At 59.5% G+C, this 16,426-nt stretch carries 16 protein-coding genes; 5 read left to right on the top strand and 11 right to left on the bottom strand.

The genetic code is table 11. From position 1 onward, the window contains the following. Positions 1 to 3: 3 nt before the first annotated feature. Together FFH21_RS11180 and quiC are read right to left on the bottom strand one after the other, a co-directional pair. Entirely contained in the window at positions 4 to 675 is a 672-nt protein-coding gene (locus FFH21_RS11180) for a TetR/AcrR family transcriptional regulator (RefSeq protein ID WP_011168383.1), read from the bottom strand. A 107-nt stretch (positions 676 to 782) separates the two neighbouring features. Then, a complete protein-coding gene (quiC, locus tag FFH21_RS11175; protein ID WP_011168382.1) occupies positions 783 to 2,690 on the bottom strand; it encodes a 3-dehydroshikimate dehydratase QuiC in 1,908 nt (635 codons plus the stop codon). 617 nt (positions 2,691 to 3,307) lie between these two features. Between quiC and FFH21_RS11170 the strand changes: the two genes are divergently transcribed. Then, on the top strand, positions 3,308 to 4,636 hold the full coding sequence (locus FFH21_RS11170) for an MFS transporter (protein ID WP_005732573.1): 1,329 nt from the start codon (positions 3,308 to 3,310) through the stop codon (positions 4,634 to 4,636). Between the two features lie 683 nt (positions 4,637 to 5,319). Here FFH21_RS11170 and FFH21_RS11160 read toward each other — a convergent pair. Further along, positions 5,320 to 6,207, bottom strand: a complete 888-nt coding sequence (locus FFH21_RS11160) for a DMT family transporter (protein ID WP_004665144.1) — start codon at positions 6,205 to 6,207, stop codon at positions 5,320 to 5,322. A gap of 260 nt (positions 6,208 to 6,467) precedes the next feature. Between FFH21_RS11160 and FFH21_RS11155 the strand changes: the two genes are divergently transcribed. Next, positions 6,468 to 7,724 (top strand): OprD family porin, encoded by a 1,257-nt coding sequence (locus FFH21_RS11155; RefSeq protein ID WP_004665143.1) that lies wholly within the window; start codon positions 6,468 to 6,470, stop codon positions 7,722 to 7,724. A 252-nt stretch (positions 7,725 to 7,976) separates the two neighbouring features. Here FFH21_RS11155 and pcaC read toward each other — a convergent pair whose 3' ends face one another. From pcaC to FFH21_RS11115, 8 genes are all read right to left on the bottom strand, one after another. Next, complete coding sequence (pcaC, locus tag FFH21_RS11150; protein WP_004665142.1) at positions 7,977 to 8,375, bottom strand: 4-carboxymuconolactone decarboxylase; 399 nt, start codon at positions 8,373 to 8,375, stop codon at positions 7,977 to 7,979. Then, positions 8,372 to 9,733 carry a 3-carboxy-cis,cis-muconate cycloisomerase gene (locus FFH21_RS11145; RefSeq protein ID WP_004665141.1) on the bottom strand — a complete coding sequence of 454 codons (1,362 nt, stop codon included), beginning with the start codon at positions 9,731 to 9,733 and terminating at the stop codon, positions 8,372 to 8,374. Before FFH21_RS11145 ends, pcaC begins: the two co-directional genes overlap by 4 nt. A gap of 24 nt (positions 9,734 to 9,757) precedes the next feature. Beyond that, positions 9,758 to 11,107, bottom strand: coding sequence for an MFS transporter (locus FFH21_RS11140; RefSeq protein WP_011168380.1), 1,350 nt, complete (start codon positions 11,105 to 11,107; stop codon positions 9,758 to 9,760). Positions 11,108 to 11,193: 86 nt separating this feature from the next. After that, positions 11,194 to 11,796 carry a protocatechuate 3,4-dioxygenase subunit alpha gene (gene pcaG, locus FFH21_RS11135; protein WP_004665140.1) on the bottom strand — a complete coding sequence of 201 codons (603 nt, stop codon included), beginning with the start codon at positions 11,794 to 11,796 and terminating at the stop codon, positions 11,194 to 11,196. Positions 11,797 to 11,807: 11 nt separating this feature from the next. Beyond that, on the bottom strand, positions 11,808 to 12,527 hold the full coding sequence (gene pcaH / locus FFH21_RS11130) for a protocatechuate 3,4-dioxygenase subunit beta (protein WP_011168379.1): 720 nt from the start codon (positions 12,525 to 12,527) through the stop codon (positions 11,808 to 11,810). Between the two features lie 125 nt (positions 12,528 to 12,652). Next, positions 12,653 to 13,582: a pca operon transcription factor PcaQ gene (pcaQ, locus tag FFH21_RS11125; RefSeq protein ID WP_011168378.1), complete on the bottom strand. Its 930-nt coding sequence runs from the start codon at positions 13,580 to 13,582 to the stop codon at positions 12,653 to 12,655. A 52-nt stretch (positions 13,583 to 13,634) separates the two neighbouring features. Then, a complete protein-coding gene (locus FFH21_RS11120; RefSeq protein WP_005732565.1) occupies positions 13,635 to 13,877 on the bottom strand; it encodes a glutaredoxin family protein in 243 nt (80 codons plus the stop codon). A gap of 57 nt (positions 13,878 to 13,934) precedes the next feature. Beyond that, positions 13,935 to 15,005, bottom strand: coding sequence for an acyltransferase (locus FFH21_RS11115; RefSeq protein ID WP_004661601.1), 1,071 nt, complete (start codon positions 15,003 to 15,005; stop codon positions 13,935 to 13,937). 242 nt (positions 15,006 to 15,247) lie between these two features. On the opposite strand from FFH21_RS11115, the gene FFH21_RS11110 reads away from it, so the two are divergent. From FFH21_RS11110 to FFH21_RS11100, 3 genes are read left to right on the top strand one after another with little or no spacing between them, the layout of a single operon-like run. Next, entirely contained in the window at positions 15,248 to 15,562 is a 315-nt protein-coding gene (locus FFH21_RS11110; RefSeq protein ID WP_002553118.1) for a YqjD family protein, read from the top strand. A gap of 4 nt (positions 15,563 to 15,566) precedes the next feature. Continuing rightward, the gene (locus tag FFH21_RS11105; protein WP_011168376.1) at positions 15,567 to 15,959 is read left to right on the top strand and encodes a phage holin family protein; all 393 of its coding nucleotides are present in this window, start codon (positions 15,567 to 15,569) and stop codon (positions 15,957 to 15,959) included. Beyond that, positions 15,956 to 16,318: a hypothetical protein gene (locus FFH21_RS11100; RefSeq protein ID WP_011168375.1), complete on the top strand. Its 363-nt coding sequence runs from the start codon at positions 15,956 to 15,958 to the stop codon at positions 16,316 to 16,318. The genes FFH21_RS11105 and FFH21_RS11100 overlap by 4 nt, the downstream gene beginning before the upstream one ends. Positions 16,319 to 16,426: the final 108 nt, after the last annotated feature.

The following is a 16,426-nucleotide window of genomic DNA, read 5'->3' as shown; positions in this document are numbered from 1 at the left end:
ACCTCAGCGCTTGAGATAACGCAGCACAGCGTCGCAAATCATCGCCTTGTGACGCTGTTTGACCTCCTCGCTCCACAGCTCGATCTGGAAAATTTCGCTGAAGGTATGGCGGTTGGAGATCCGGTAGAAGCAGAACGAACTGATCATCAGGTGCAGGTCCACCGGATGAACACCATCGCGGAACAAGCCACTGGCCTCGCCGCGTCGCAGGATGCCATCGAGCGCCCTGATGATATTCTGGCTTTTGGCCTGGATCGAATCGGACTGTTTGACGTTCTCGCCGTAATGAATGTTTTCGATGCATACGATACGCACGAAATCGACGTTGCTGTCATGGTGATCGAAGGTGAATTCAACCACGCGATGAATCGCCTTGACAGGCTCCAGCTCACTCAGGTTCAACTCGCTCTCGGTGTTGCGAATCGCACCGTAGAGTTTTTCCAGCACTTCGACATACAGCTGCTCCTTGCTGCCGAAGTAGTAATAGATCATCCGTTTCGAGGTTTTAGTTCGCTCGGCGATGGCATCGACGCGCGCGCCTGTAAGACCGTGGGCAACGAATTCGGCGACAGCAGCCTGAAGAATATCTTCGCGGGTTTTTTCCGGGTTGTTCTTGCGGCCCTTGGGCGCAGTAGCGGCAGGTTCAACGGCAACGGCGGAGTCGATTTTTTTCATTGTTGGCTCATGACCACGGGTAATGCGCGAAGTATGAAGCTGACCGCAGGCAGAGGGAAGCTGCGAGGCATTCGCACCCTCGCAGCAGCTCTGCAGTCAGTCTTGCGTTACAGCCGCGCCTGACGCGCTGCCACATTGCGCGCCTTGGCCATCGCCGCCAGACGCACCGGCACGTTGGCCGCGCCATAGCCCACGTAGCCATTCTTGCGTTGCAGGATCTCGAAGAAGAAGCGCCCGTCGAAGGCGTCCGTGTAGACGTGGAACAGCTCGCCGCCCTGCGCATCGCGGTCATAGAGCACGTTGTAATAAGCCAGTTCGCTGAGAAACTCTTCATCGAAATCGAAGCGGGCTGCCAGGTCGTCGTAGTAATTGAGCGGGATATCCAGCAACGGCACCCCCGCTTCCTTGGCGCGGCTGACCTCGGCAAAGATGTCTTCACAGGAGAACGCAATGTGATGCACCCCAGAGCCGCGATAACTCGACAGCGCGTGGGAAATGGCCGTGTTGCGATTCTCGGAAATGTTCAGCGGCAGGCGCACGGTACTGCAACGACTGCGCAGGGCACGACTTTTCACCAGACCGTAGGGGTCGGGCAGCACCACTTCGTCATCGGCCTCGAAATCCAGGATGCTTTTGTAGAACAGTACCCAGCTGTCCAGGCTGTCGGCAGGCAGCGCCATGGCCATGTGGTCGATACGCTGCAAACCACCCTTGGCAACCGCTTGCGGGTCGACGACAAAATCGCTGTCGTAAATCGATTCTCCGGGCGCAGCGCTATCAACCAGATAGATCAGGCTACCGTCGGGCGCGCGGACTGAAGGAATCTCCCGCTCATTGGGGCCGACCAGCCCGCGATACGGCTGGCCTTTGAAGGCCCGCGCACGCTCCAGCGACTGATGGCCGTCATCGACGCGCAAGGCGGTGGCGCACAACGACGGCCCGTGGGCCTCGAAAAAGCTATGGGCAAAAGAATAGGGTTCGGCATTGAGCACAATCTTGATATCACCCTGCCCCAACAGACTGACCGCCTTGGAGCGATGCTGACCCAGCCTGGCAAAGCCCAGCCGTTGCAGCCAGCCCGAGAGGCGCGCGCCGTGGCTCTCATCGACCGCAAATTCCAGAAACTCGACGCCGTTGTAAGTGCTGGCAGCGGGCGGGTTGAAAAGTATTTCAGGAACAGCGGCTGGCTCGTCACGCGCCATCAACTGGCGGGTTTTTTCTTCCAGATAAAGCAGCGAACGCAAGCCGTCCGCCGCGTTGGCGCGAGTCGGGGCGGCACGGAAACCGTCGTTGAACACTTCCAGCGACAATGGGCCGGTGTAACCGCTGCGCAGGATCGGCGCGAGGAAACCGGCAAGATCAAACTCGCCCTGACCGGGGAAGCAGCGGAAATGGCGGCTCCACTCCAGCACATCCATGGCCAGAATCGGCGCGTCGGCCATTTGCACAAAGAAGATCTTGTCACCCGGGATTTGCGCAATCGCGCTCGGGTCGCCCTTGAGTGACAAGGTATGGAAGCTGTCGAGCAACACACCCAGAGCAGGATGATCAACCTGACGCACCAGGTTCCAGACCTGTTGCCAGGTGTTCACATGCTTGCCCCAGGCCAGCGCTTCATAACCGACGCGCAGGTTACGGGCACCGGCCCGCTCGGCCAGCAGGCTCAGGTCATCCAGCAGAATATTTTCGTCGCCCACCGAATCGGCAGACGCATTGCTGCAGACCAGCACCAGATCGGTGCCCAGTTCCTGCATCAGATCGAATTTGCGTTCGGCACGGTCGACATTGCGCTGCAGACGATCACGGCGGCAGCCTTCAAAATCCCGGAACGGCTGGAACAGGGTGATGGCGATCCCAAGATCGGCACATATCTGCCTGACGTTGCGTGGGCTACCGTCGTAATACAACAAGTCGTTTTCGAAAATTTCGACGCCGTCAAAGCCGGCTGCGGCGATGGCTTCGAGCTTTTCGGGCAGAGTACCGCTCAAGGATACGGTAGCAATTGAACGCTGCATGCTTTTCAGCTCCTGGATGAGCGCGACCTGTTTCGGTCGCGACTGGACAGCACCGCATTCCTGGCCTTTCCCGGCCTTATTCAGAGGTGCGAGTAAAGTATTTGCCTGTCAAAATACTACAGCAACATAAAGTGTACGAACCGGTTAGTTTTACGTTCGATTATCGAACAAAAGCCGTTTTACTCAATTGACGCTGTACCACGCAATGCTCAACATCAGCATCACATTGCAGGGTAGACCCGCAGTCAAACGTTTTGATCTTTTGCTTCATCAGCAGCAACCCATAACAATTCAAAAAACAGGAACATTGCTCATGTGCACCCTTCTCGCTTTGCTCGCCCGCTCGCCCGTCCGTCTCACCAGACGTCAGGTTCAACGAACTCGTCCGGCCAAAAGCCCCGCGCGGATCTGCGTCGCCTGAAACATTCCAACACACTTGCGCGGCCCAACCTGTAAATTGTCGGCCCGACGGATCGTCTCGATGAAAGCCTGAGTCAACAGGCCAGTCGAATCACGGTTCTACGACTTCACTTTACCTGCACAACGCCTGCATCGAGTCGACTTCTCAGTCCGACTGTTGCCAGCAGCACAGTCCTGGAACGGATGGTTAGAACATCATGCTTAACACCCAGACCAACCCTGTCGCCCAGGCCGCCCGTGCCGGGATGGGCGAAAAGATTCGCGGCGCACTCGCCGTGGGCAAGACGCGCTGGGGCATGCTCGCCCTGGTGTTCTTCGCCACCACGCTGAACTACATCGACCGAGCGGCGCTTGGCGTCATGCAGCCAATCCTCGCCAAGGAAATGAGCTGGACGGCGATGGACTACGCCAACATCAACTTCTGGTTTCAGGTCGGTTACGCGGTGGGCTTCGTGCTGCAAGGCCGCTTTATCGACAAGGTCGGCGTCAAGCGCGCGTTCTTCCTCGCGGTGCTGCTGTGGAGCCTGGCGACCGGCGCTCATGGCCTTGCAACTTCCGCTGTGGGCTTCATGGTCTGCCGGTTCATTCTCGGCCTGACCGAGGCTGCCAACTACCCGGCCTGTGTAAAGACCACGCGTCTGTGGTTCCCGGCAGGTGAACGTGCCGTGGCGACTGGTATTTTCAACGCTGGCACCAACGTCGGCGCAATGCTGACCCCGGCGCTGCTGCCGCTGATCCTTACCGTCTGGGGCTGGCAGGCGGCCTTTATAGCGATGGGTTCACTGGGGCTGATCTGGGTCATCATGTGGCGCCTGAAGTACTACAACCCCGAAGAGCATCCGACCGTCAGCAAGGCCGAGCTGGATTATATTAATCAGGAAGTCGAACCTGCGCCGGTCAAGGTGCCCTTCACCGGCATTCTGAAGATGCGCGGCACGTGGGCGTTCGCGCTGGCTTACGCGATTACTGCGCCGGTGTTCTGGTTCTACCTGTACTGGTTGCCGCCGTTTCTCAATCAGCAATACAACCTGGGTATCAGCGTGACGCAGATGGGCATCCCGCTGATCCTGATCTGGCTGACCGCTGACTTCGGCAGCGTGGGTGGCGGCATTCTGTCCTCCTGGCTGATCGGGCGCGGCATGCGTGCGACCACTGCGCGTCTGCTGTCGATGCTGATCTTTGCCATCACTATCTGCAGCGTGGTATTCGCCGCCAACGCCAGCGGCCTGTGGGTGGCGGTACTGGCCATCTCGCTTGCCGTGGGTGCGCATCAGGCCTGGACCGCAAACATCTGGAGCCTGGTGATGGACTACACGCCCAAGCACATGATGAGTACGGTGTTCGGCTTCGGCGGCATGTGTGCGGCCATTGGCGGTATGTTCATGACCCAGATTGTCGGTGCGGTGCTGACCGCCACCAATAATAACTACAACGTGCTGTTCACCATGATTCCGGCGATGTACTTCATCGCGCTGATCTGGATGTACTTCATGGCTCCGCGCAAGGTTCCGACGCTCAGCGAGTAATCGTCTGACACCATCACAAAGGCCCGGCTCACTCAGTGACCGGGCCTTTTTGCTATCGTCCCCACGCTTTGCGCAGAGTGACGAAAAGTGCTCTCCCGGACGCCTCTCGTGGGTCTGCGACCTCAGGTGGATTTAGGTTCGACTAAGGTCGCCTTTTCGCCCCTCCGCGACTCACTTAGTTATCCCAGACGCCGCTCGTTCCTCACGCTCCGCGTGGGAATGCAGTTCGTGACGCTCCGCGTCACACGGCGATTCTGTGGTTTCAGGTGGATTGGGGGTCGATTCAGGTCACCTTTTCGCCCCTCGGCGACCTACTTTGATGGGGCCAAAGTAGGCAAATCCCCTTGCTCCTGTTTCCGGCCCGACTTCGTCGGGTCCCTTCGCCCTGTCACTGATCCGGGGGCCGCCGCAACGGGCCATCCTTGGCCCGGTGCGGCTTGCTCGGCGTCCTGCCTCGCATCCCCCGGATCAGTGCCAGGACTCAGCCGTCACTAACGTCGCACTCTGCGTCGTCAGTGCCACCGCGATAAAAAAGCGCTTTATCTATGTAAAGTGATTGCGCGCAAGACACTACGTTGTGCTGCGGTACAGATGTGACGCGGAGCGTCACGAACTGCGTACCAACGCGGAGCATTGGCACGATAGTCAGTCAGATTTGTGTATTCGTGCGAAGGAACAGCTCATCACCCACCCTTGCGCCGCTGTTGCCAAGCCGCCGCCAGGCCGCTGAGGCAGATGATGGCGATACCGGCCTGTGCGGTCGGTGATGGCATGTGGTCGAACACCACGAAACCCAGCAGCCCGGCAAACACGATCTGGCAATAGCTGAACGGTGCGAGCATTGCCGGGGCGGCGAAGCGGAAGGCCTGGGTCAGCAGCAAGTGGGCCGACATACCACATGCCCCCAGCGCCAGCAGAAACGGCAGATGTTTAAGCGCAGGCACTTCCCAGAAGAACGGCACCAGCGCGCTCATCAACAGGGTATTGAACAGCCCGGCAAAAAAGTTGCTGGTGGTCGGGCTGTCAAACGGGCTGACCAGCCGCGTCAGGAGTAGATACAGCGCAAAACACAAGGCTGACGACAGCGGCAGCAGAATCGCCGGGGTAAACAGCTCGCCCCCCGGATGAATGATGATCATCACCCCGATAAACCCGACAACCACCGCAACCCATTGCCCGCGCGTCACACGCTCATGCAACAGCGGCACCGACAGTGCCGTGACCAGCAACGGCGCAAGAAAGTTGACCGCGGTCGCCTCTGCCTGCGGGATGAACATCAGGCTGCTGGTAAACAGCAGACTGGTGCCCAACAGCGCCAGCGCACGCAATGCCTGCAAGCCGGGACGCTTGGTACGCAGCACGCGCAACCCCGCCGATGGCATGAAGATGCAGGCCATGAGCAGCGTGTGCACCACGTAGCGCGCCCAGACCACCAGAATGATCGGATAGAAGCCGGACAGGTACTTGGAGAGTGTGTCGTGACTGGCGAACAGAAAAGTCGCCAGAAGAATGAAACCAATCCCTTTCAGTGGTTGGTTGACGCCGGACAAAGGCGTGCTGGCAGTGCTCATCGCGCTTCCTTGTTCAAGTTTCAGCAGCCGGACGCCGTGGCCGAAAACGCCAGAGCACGCCGCCTATGTTTACAGACCCGTATCTACAGACCAGTGAGCATCGCACACACGTTTGCAACGCCCTCCACAAAATGTTCGAACCGGTTCATTAACGTTCGATTATCGCCCGAAACAGTTATTTCACAATTGCACGGCACCTTCCGGCCTTTCACTATCGTAACCAGCTACACGACTCAATAACTACAAAAAAGGTCTGTTCCATGCGCGCCAATTCCTCCTGCAAACTCCTTTGCGGTCTGTCTGCGGCCATTGCTGCAAACCTGACACCCATCAGCGGCAATGCTGCCGGGTTCGTCGAAGACGCCAAGGTCAATCTGAACCTACGCAACTTCTATATCAACCGCAACTTCGTCGACCCGGCCAATGCGCAGAACTACGCCGAGGAGTGGACGCAGAACTTCATCCTCGATGCCCGCTCCGGCTTCACCCAAGGCACCGTTGGCTTTGGTGTGGATGCGCTGGGCCTTTACTCGCTCAAGCTAGACGGCGGCAAGGGAACGGGCGGCACGCAATTGCTGCCGATCCACAGCGATGGACGCCCGGCCGACGACTTCGGGCGACTGGCCGTGGCGGGCAAGGCGCGCTTCTCGAAGACCGAATTGAAGGTCGGCGAGTGGATGCCCGTGTTGCCGATCCTGCGTTCAGATGATGGGCGCTCGCTGCCGCAAACCTTTCAGGGCGGGCAAATCACTTCCAAAGAGATCGACGGGCTGACCCTGTACGGCGGCCAGTTCCGCGGCAACAGCCCGCGCAACGACGCCAGCATGGAAGACATGTCCTTGAACGGCCGCTCAGCGTTCACCTCAGACCGTTTCAACTTCGGCGGCGGCGAGTACGTGTTCAACGAAAAGCGCACCCAGGTCGGCGTGTGGTACGCCGAGCTTGAAGACATCTACCACCAGCAATATTTCAACCTGCTGCACAGCCAGCCGTTGGGCAGCTGGACGCTGGGTGCCAACCTTGGCTACTTCCAAGGCAAAGACGACGGCCAGTCGCTGGCCGGTGATCTGGACAACAAGACCTGGTCAGCGCTGCTTTCGGCGCGGCACGGCGGCAACACCTTTTATGTGGGCCTGCAGAAAGTCAGCGGCGACAGCGCCTGGATGCGCGTCAACGGTACCAGTGGCGGGACGTTGGCCAACGACAGTTACAACTCCAGCTTCGACAACGCCAGGGAGAAATCCTGGCAGTTGCGTCACGACTATGACTTCGCAGCCTTGGGCGTGCCCGGCCTGACCCTGATGAACCGCTACATCAGCGGCGACAACGTGCATACCGGCACCATCACCGACGGCGAAGAGTGGGCACGGGAAACCGAGCTGGCGTACGTGTTCCAGAGCGGCGCGTTCAAAAGCCTGTCGCTCAAATGGCGCAACTCCACCATGCGGCGTGACTACAACACCAACCAGTTCGACGAAAACCGTCTGATTGTCAGCTACCCGCTGTCGCTGCTCTAAAAACAAAAACGCCGCCACGGTTGATCACTCATCGTTATACAGAAATCTAACTGACTATCGTGCCGACGCTCCGCGTCGGCATGCAGTTCTGGACGCTCTGCGTCCTCTTTGTGACGCTACGCGCCACGCGCTGGTTCTGCGAGTCAGTGAGATTGAGGCCCGACTTCGTGATAAAACAGCGCTTTCATTTATGGGCAGTGAACGCGGGTAAGGCATGACATTTCGCTGCAGCACTCCTTGTTATGCGACTTTTCAATCCTCCTTCAACGACTCCACACCCATTTCATCCCATACCGCTTCGGCCAGGTGGAACGTCGCATTGGCCGCCGGAATGCCGCAGTAGATCGCGCTCTGCATCAGCACTTCCTTGATTTCCTCACGGGTCACGCCATTGTTTTTTGCGGCCTTCAGGTGCAGGCGCAATTCGCCCTCGCGATTCATGCCGATCAGCATCGCAATGGTGATCAGGCTGCGCGTGTGGCGCGGCAACCCTGGACGTGTCCAGATATCACCCCAGGCGTGACGGGTAATCATCTCCTGGAATTCTTCATTGAACGGCGTCAGTTTGCTCAGGCTGTTGTCGACATGCGTATCGCCCAGCACTGCACGGCGCACCTGCATGCCAGCTTCGTAACGTTCGTCTTCGGTCATCGGGAAATCCTTGTGTGTTCAGCCACGGCACGCTCGACCCATTGTCGGGCCTGGCCAAGGTAATGGGCCGGATCAAGCAGACGATCCAGCTCGTCGGAAGAAAACTGCTCACTGACTTGCGGGGTTTCGCCAAGTACCTGACGCAAATGCGCGCCCTGCTCTACCGCACGACGGCAGCACTGTTCTACCAGATGGTGGGCAGCATCGCGGCCGATGCGCTGAGCCAGCGCAATGCTCACTGCCTCGGCGAGCACCAGCCCTTTGGTGGATTGCAGATTGCTCGCCATACGCTCGGCATCGACCTGCAGACCGGGTAGCACCTGCAACGCTTGCTGCAGCGAACCGGAAACCAGACAGCACAGCTCCGGCAAAGTCTCCCACTCGGCATGCCACAGGCCCAGACTGCGCTCGTGCTCCTGCGGCATGGCGGCCAGCATCGTGGCGACCAGCCCCGGTGCGCGGGTGGCTGTGCTGATCATGACCGCAGCGCCAACCGGGTTGCGCTTGTGCGGCATAGTCGAAGACCCGCCCTTGCCCGGTGCCGAGGGCTCGAAGACCTCGCCCACTTCGGTCTGCATCAGCAAGCTCACGTCGCGCCCCAGTTTGCCGAGGCTGCCGGCGATCAGGCCCAGCAGACCGGCAAACTCCACAAGTCGGTCGCGCTGGGTGTGCCAGGGCTGCTCGGGCAACTCCAGTTGCAATTCACCGGCCAGCGCTTCGGCCACCGAAAAGGCCTGGTCGCCCAGCGCCGCGAGGCTGCCGGAAGCACCGCCGAATTGCAGGCACAACAGGCGCGGTTTGATCTCGTTCAAGCGCTGTCGATGGCGAGTCACCGCGCCCAGCCAGCCGGCGATTTTCATCCCCAGGGTAACCGGCGTGGCCTGCTGCAGCCAGGTGCGTCCAGCCAGCGGCGTGCCAGCATGACGCTGTGCCTGCTCAGCCATCGCGTCGGCCAGTAGGGTGAGATCACGCTCAAGCAGCACGATCGCTCGACGCAGTTGCAGAATCAGCCCGCTGTCCATTACATCCTGGCTGGTTGCGCCCATATGCACATAGCGCTCGGCCTCAGCACTGCGCGCGGCTATCTGTTTGCCCAGCGCCTTGACCAGCGGAATCGCCGAATTGCCGGCACTGCCGATGGCAATTGCCAGCGCGTCGAAATCGAACAGCCGTGCGTCGCAGCTCAGCTCGATGTCGGCGACCACCTCCGGCGGGATCAGGCCGACGCGTGCCTGTGCCCGAGCCAGCGCAGCCTCGAAATCGAGCATGCCCTGTACCCGGCCTTCATCCGAAAAGATCTCGCGCATTTCGGGTTGCATGAAGTAGGCATCGAAAAGTTGATTGCTCACTCTGTTCACATCACCACTCCAGATTGAAAGGTTTCAGGTAGCGTCCGAATGACTGACCCAGCCCTTGATCAGCACAGCTATCGCGGCCAGGGCAGCCGGGACCACCAGCGCCGTCAGCACCTGTTCGAAGCTCCAGCCCAGGCCCAGCAGTGTGGCACCGGCCCAGGCGCCGAGAATCGCGCCGAAGCGGCCGATCCCGAGCATCCACGACACGCCAGTGGCACGCCCCTGGGTGGGATAGAAACGCGCTGCCAGTGAAGGCATTGCCGACTGTGCGCCGTTGATGCACATACCGGCCAGCAGCACCAGCGTGGCCAACAAGGCGACATTGCCCAGACTCTGCCCGACCAGCCAGGCGAACACACCCGCCAGCGCATAGGCCAGACCAATGACCTTATGCGGATTGTAACGATCCATTGCCCAGCCGACCCCCACTGCACTCAGCACCCCGCCGAACTGGAACAGCGCACCGATGAACGCCGATTGCTCCATGCTCGCGCCACTGTCGCGCATCAACGTCGGCAGCCAGCTGGTCAACAGGTAGACGATAACCAGACCCATGAAATACGTCAGCCACAGCAACAGCGTGCCAGCGCTGTATGTACCGGAGAAAATCACTTTCAGCACGTTGCGGCTACTGACCGTTTTCTGCTCGGGAACGCTGAAATCGGTGATGCCAGCCAACGCATTCGGCGCAATCGGTGCCAGCACTTTGCGAATACGCTCCGCACCGCGATTGCGCACCACCAGAAACCGCGCTGATTCCGGCAGCCAGACCATCAGTACCACCGCCAGTATCAACGGCAGAATACCGCCCAGCATCAGCAGGCTGTGCCAGCCCATGCTCGGGATCAGTTTGGCCGACACAAACCCACCGCACGCCATGCCCAGATTGAAACCACAGAACATGCTGGTCACCAGCAGCGACTTGAGCCGCTCGGGCGTGTATTCCGACAACAACGTGGTGGCATTGGGCATCGCTGCACCGAGCCCCAGCCCGGTCAGAAGGCGTAATACCAGCAGTTGATCAATGTTGCTGCTGTAGGCAGACGCCAGGCTGAACAGACCGAACAGAAACACCGCAAACACCAGCACGACCTTGCGCCCGAACCGGTCGGCCAGCGGGCCGGAACCCAGCGCGCCGAACACCATGCCGATCAGCGCAGCGCTCATCACCGGGCCCAGGCTGGCCCGGTCGATGCCCCAGTCCTGGCTGAGCGCTGGTGCAATGAAGCCCATTGCGGCGGTATCGAGGCCATCGAGAAACACGATCAGAAAACACAGCGCAACCACCCGCCACTGATACCCGGACAGCGGTTGCGCATTGATGAAGGCCTGAACGTCGAGCGTACCCGGCACAGGCTGGCTGGCGGAAAGCGTCATGGAGATGTCCTTTTATTTTTATAAGGTCGCCTGCCGATGCAGGCGCCGGGAACGCACGCACACTGATACGCAAATCGACAACCGATTCAGAAATCGAAAAACACCGTTTCGCCTTCACCCTGCACGCGGATATCAAAACGATAGGCCGTTTGCCCATCATGCGTGCAGCGGCGCGCGACCAGCGTTTCGCGACGCGGCGGCTGCTCGATCAGATTGAGCACCGGGTCCTGAGCATTGGCCTGCGCTTCGTCGTCGAAATACAGCCGCGTCTGCAGATGAATATTGATACCACGGGCAAACAGCGAAACGTTGATGTGCGCAGCCATCGGCACCCCGGCCGCATTATGTGCCGAGCCTGGCTTGATGGTCTTCAGAATCCATTGGCCGTCGTCAGTGGTCGCCGTGCGGCCGAAGCCGTTGAACGGCCGCTCCGGGTCGAATTCGCTGTGATACGCGCCTTGATGGTCGGCCTGCCAGAATTCCAGATACGCATCGCGGATCAGATGACCGTTGCCGTCGAAGACATTGCCCAGCAGCACGATGTGCTCGCCCGGCGCGTCGGGCCTGGCCATCTCGTTCCAGATTTCCAGCTCGCGGGTCGGATTGCCGGCCACTTGCGGTGCCAGACCGATGTGCACGTACGGGCCAGCGGTTTGCGAAGGGGTTTCCTGCAGTAATTGAACGGGCATGTCGGGCCTCCTCAGCAGTTTTCGAAGTGTGTCTTGCGCTGGCCGCGCAACACGATGTCAAAGCGGTACGCCAGGCAATCCATTGGATTACCCATCCCCAGATCGAGCCTGGCAATAAGGCTCTGCACGGCGTCCGGGTTGGCGATGGCCTTGACAATCGGGCAGATAAGAATCAACGGATCGCCTTCGAAATACAGCTGGGTGACCAGGCGGGTGGTAATCGACGGGCCGCTGATCGACACATGAATATGCGCCGGACGCCAGTCGTTAGGGCCGTTGCGCCACGGGTAAGGGCCTGGCTTGACGGTGCGGAAGCTGTAATTGCCTTCGCTGTCGGTCAGCGCTCGCCCTACACCGCCAAAGTTGGGGTCGATGGGTGCCAGATAGGCATCGCGTTTGTGGCGATAACGCCCGCCGGCATTGGCTTGCCAGATCTCCACCAAGGTATGCGGAATCGGCTTGCCGTATTGATCACAGACCCGGCCAGCCAGCAGGATGCGCTCACCGATGGGCAGCCCGCCGTTGTTGAAGTTGAGCAGCAGATCGTTGTCGTGCTGACCAAACTTCAAATGCGAGAAATCCGGGCCCGTGGTTTCGGAAATGGATTGCGGGATACTGACCAGCGCCTGGCGCGGTGAGCGCAGGATCGAGGTCTTGTAATCAGGTGTCAGGGCTTTGGGGTGCCAGTTTCGGTCACGAATGACGAAGCGGCTATTGTCCGCGGCAGACATGGCGTTCTCCTTGTTTTTCTTATGGGCGCAGGCGTCGATCACTTGCGCTACAGGCTGCGGCGAAGTGTCGCGTGATCCATGCTTATAGAAAATTGAAATAAAACCGGTTATCCATAACCAAATGGTTATGCATACTGCGCTTTCCGGTAGGTCTCTCCGACGCCTCGCAGTTCATCCACACACCATTGCGCCGCGCGTGTCAGCGGCAGGGCCGGGTTGCTGCACAGGCCGACCGATCCGCCCGGCTCGCGAATACCCATGCCCAGCTCCACCAGCGTGCCGCCTTTCAACTCCAGTAATACGGCATCCAGCGGTGCTATCCAGATTGCATCGCTGCACTGCACATAGCGGCGGCTCAGGGTGAGCGAGAGGGTTTCAAGGCGCTGACGCGGCATGCGGATACCGCACTGTACGAAAAGACTGTCGGCAAACTTGCGGATGGTGGTGCCAGCCAGCGGCAACACCAGCGGGAACTGCTCCAGACTTTCAGGCTTGAGCGGCGCCGTCAGTAACGGGTGATCGTTGCGCACCACCAGCGTCATCGACTCGTTGTACAGATGCTCGAACGTCAGCCCCTGAATCTGCGGGCTGTCAGTCATGCGCCCGACCACGAGGTCCAGCTCCCCTACCCTCAGTTGCGACAGCAGGTAGGCACTGGGGCCGGTCATCACGCTGACGATCAACGCGGGGTGGCGCTCGTGCAGACGATGGACCACCTCCGGAACCAACAGGCTTTCAGCCGTGGACAGCACGCCCAACCGTGCGGTAACAGTTTCATGTTCACCCGAGCGCAGGCTACTGACACCTTCACGCAGGGCCTGGACGCTCGGCCCGGCGAAACGCATGAATGCCACCCCCGCCTCGGTCAGCGCCGCACCGCTCTTGCTGCGCACAAACAAGGTGGTGGCCAGCAGTGTTTCCAGCTCCTTGAGACTTTTCGACAGCGCGGGCTGACTGATTGCCAGTACATCGGAGGCACGCGCCAGGCTGCCCTGCCGAGCCACCTCGAGAAAGCACACCAGATGGCGAAATTTGATGCGGGTATCAATATTCAATGCGCGTCGGGTCCGGGGGATAAAGAAGAATGCAGCTCTACGACAATGCCGCTCAACGACTCAAAAACGAAGCTACCTGAGGCGCGTCAAATGGCCAGTCCAGCTCATCCCCGGTGTCGACTCGACGCAACACAGGGACGCGCAACTCGTAACGCTCGAACAGTTGTTCATCCTCGCAGATGTCGACCAGCTCAACCAGTAAGCCGTGCTCGATGGCGAACGGCAGTAAAACCGCTTCGGCAACCTCGCACAGCGGGCAGCCCAGGGTACTGAACAGCTGGCATTCGGGCGGCATGAATTGATCCTCGGCAAATCCTCTACAACCGAAAATTATTCTAGGCGCACCCCGCGATCACGTCGACACCCGGAAATGCGTCTTGCTGAACGCGTTGGCGCGGTCCAGTACCGGTTTCTCGAAACAACGGTAACCGACCCAGCCGTAACACACCGTTGCCGCCATCATCAGCAGCGCGAAAAACAGGTTGTCCAGATAACTTTCGGGCCAGGCACCGACCAGGCTCCACACCCGCCCGATCACCCCCAACACCAGCAGATGAGACAGATAGATCGTGTAGGACATGTCGCCCACAGCGACCAAAAACCCTGGCACAGCCAGTTGTCGACGTCGTTCGAGCAGGGCAAGGGTCAGTACCAGCAGGCCGAAAGTACCGCCGACCATGAGCATGCGCAGCAAGCCCTGACTGTCGTATAACCGGAAGTAACCGATCAGGGGCACGCCCAGCAGCAGCGCACCTCCCAGCGAGGCAAGGACGGCAGCGGTTGGCACGCGCGCGCTGTGCCGACCATAAAAGAACAACGCCAGCGCTGCGCCGAGAATGAATTCAAGGGCGTAGGGATGCAGGATGATCTTCAGTGCGGGCGAATAGTCCTGCCAGTCGGCCAGCACGTTGAACACGATGATGATCAGCGCCCAGCCGCCGAGCAGAAGCGGCACGCTGCGTTCACGAAACAACAGAAAGCCGGAGTACACGACGTAGAACCACAGTTCGAACAGCAGCGACCAGGCCACCATCACCAGCAGCACTTTATCGTTGGGCAGCAGCAGGAACGACATAATCAAGTTGGACGCCCCATGCCCGCTGTTGACCATGCCCGGCTGCACCAGGTACACCGCCAGCGTAATGAAAAAGTACAGCCAGTACGTGGGGTAGATCCGCGAAACCCTGTTGAACAGAAAGCGCCGGGCCTCGACCCCGCTCTGGAAACGGCCACGACTGACGATCACCATCACGAAACCGCTGATGACAAAGAACAGATCGACACCCAACTGAAAAAAATCGAGCATCGGCGGCAGAAGGATATCGCCACCGGAAAACTTGCTCTCTACCGACATCATGTGAAACAACACCACACCCAGGACAGCCATGCCCCTGAGCCCCTGCAGGGAATACAGCCGCTCCATGCCTCTCTCCATTCAGCTCTCATATCGCGCGCCATGTACGTGATCACGCGTGTGGAGCATAGCCAATGGCCAGAAATACGGAACCCCAATCTTCAACACGTCGCGGTTTTTCCTGACAGATACTTTTGGAGTAAGTGCAGCGGCAGCACGCAGCCTGATCGAACACCAGACGGCAATCGAAGTGAACCTTCAGGAATCACCTGTACTCGAAACATTCACACGCCCACCAAACGGAGAACATCATGGCCCGCCAAACTGCACAGAATGCTCAGGAAATCCTGAGAGCCGACTTCCAGGTACTGGTTGCCGACACTGAGAAATTGCTGGCGCATACCGCCTCTCTCGCTGGTGATCAGGCCGATGAACTGCGCGCCCAGATCCGCGAAAGCCTGCTGCGTGCCAAGGAAACACTGAAGACCACTGAAGATTCGCTTCGTGAGCGCGGTGAGGCTGCTGTGATCGCTACCGAAGATTACGTTCAGAACAACCCCTGGCAGTCAGTCGGTATCGCCGCAGGTGTCGGCTTTCTGATCGGTCTGCTGGCTACAAGGCGCTAACATCATGACTCTGGGAACGGAATCAGCACCGCCCGAGGGAACTCCGGGCTCTTCACCGCGGCGTCTTGGCGCTGCTTTCCTTGGCCTGCTGCACACGCACGTCGAGCTGTTCGGCATCGAATTGCAGGAGCAGAAGGCACATACCGTCAGCCTGCTGCTGTTCGCGGGACTGGCGCTGGTTTTCGGCCTGTTGCTGCTCACTGGGCTCTCGGCCTTGTTGCTGATCGTTCTGTGGGACAGCTATCGCCTGGCCGGTATCGTCGGCCTTTGCACGTTCTACCTGCTGGCCGCCATCTTCTGCGGGCTGCGCCTCAAGGCAGCGATTTTCGATGAGTCGTCGCCATTCCACGCAACCCTTGAAGAGCTGGCCAACGACCGCGAGCGATTGATGCCATGAGTGAACCCAAGTCGCACCAGAGCAATACCCGTCGAGAACTGCGCAAGGCGTTGATCCGCCTGCGCATGGAGATGCACCGTCAGGAAATTCGTCATGAGTCGACGCAACTGCTGCAGCCGTTGCAACGCTTTCGCGGGATCCGCCATGACTGGAAAAGCGCGCTCGGCTTTCGCCACGCGCCACTCTGGGGAGTGGGCTCGGTCGCCCTGCTGGGGTTTCTGAGCGGCAAACGTGCCAAGACCGGACGCACCAGTCTGCTGGGTCGCCTGTTGAAGCTCGGCATCACGCTGACGCCACTGATCAAGGTCGCCATGCAGAGTCGCGCCATCCAGAACCGCAACCGCAACCGCAGGCTCTGATTACGCCGGACCTTTTGCGTGATTCGAGCCTTGTGACAAATGCCTGCTCCGGTGCTCCGGGGCGGGCATTTGCTTTTTAACACACCCTGTTTCTGTCTGTCCGCGCGT

The sequence above is a fragment of the Pseudomonas sp. KBS0707 genome (genome assembly GCF_005937945.2).
Lineage (GTDB): Bacteria > Pseudomonadota > Gammaproteobacteria > Pseudomonadales > Pseudomonadaceae > Aquipseudomonas > Aquipseudomonas amygdali.
The sequence above is the reverse complement of the archived record's forward strand: the minus strand, read 5'-3'. Positions and strand labels throughout refer to the sequence as shown.

Excerpts from the sequence above, each read along its gene's own strand:
- FFH21_RS11180 (WP_011168383.1), bottom strand. The coding sequence starts at position 675 with ATGAAAAAAATCGACTCCGCCGTTGCCGTTGAACCTGCCGCTACTGCG.
- quiC (WP_011168382.1), bottom strand. The coding sequence starts at position 2,690 with ATGCAGCGTTCAATTGCTACCGTATCCTTGAGCGGTACTCTGCCCGAA.
- FFH21_RS11170 (WP_005732573.1), top strand. The coding sequence starts at position 3,308 with ATGCTTAACACCCAGACCAACCCTGTCGCCCAGGCCGCCCGTGCCGGG.
- FFH21_RS11160 (WP_004665144.1), bottom strand. The coding sequence starts at position 6,207 with ATGAGCACTGCCAGCACGCCTTTGTCCGGCGTCAACCAACCACTGAAA.
- FFH21_RS11155 (WP_004665143.1), top strand. The coding sequence starts at position 6,468 with ATGCGCGCCAATTCCTCCTGCAAACTCCTTTGCGGTCTGTCTGCGGCC.
- pcaC (WP_004665142.1), bottom strand. The coding sequence starts at position 8,375 with ATGACCGAAGACGAACGTTACGAAGCTGGCATGCAGGTGCGCCGTGCA.
- FFH21_RS11140 (WP_011168380.1), bottom strand. The coding sequence starts at position 11,107 with ATGACGCTTTCCGCCAGCCAGCCTGTGCCGGGTACGCTCGACGTTCAG.
- pcaG (WP_004665140.1), bottom strand. The coding sequence starts at position 11,796 with ATGCCCGTTCAATTACTGCAGGAAACCCCTTCGCAAACCGCTGGCCCG.
- pcaH (WP_011168379.1), bottom strand. The coding sequence starts at position 12,527 with ATGTCTGCCGCGGACAATAGCCGCTTCGTCATTCGTGACCGAAACTGG.
- FFH21_RS11120 (WP_005732565.1), bottom strand. The coding sequence starts at position 13,877 with ATGCCGCCCGAATGCCAGCTGTTCAGTACCCTGGGCTGCCCGCTGTGC.
- FFH21_RS11115 (WP_004661601.1), bottom strand. The coding sequence starts at position 15,005 with ATGGAGCGGCTGTATTCCCTGCAGGGGCTCAGGGGCATGGCTGTCCTG.
- FFH21_RS11110 (WP_002553118.1), top strand. The coding sequence starts at position 15,248 with ATGGCCCGCCAAACTGCACAGAATGCTCAGGAAATCCTGAGAGCCGAC.
- FFH21_RS11105 (WP_011168376.1), top strand. The coding sequence starts at position 15,567 with ATGACTCTGGGAACGGAATCAGCACCGCCCGAGGGAACTCCGGGCTCT.
- FFH21_RS11100 (WP_011168375.1), top strand. The coding sequence starts at position 15,956 with ATGAGTGAACCCAAGTCGCACCAGAGCAATACCCGTCGAGAACTGCGC.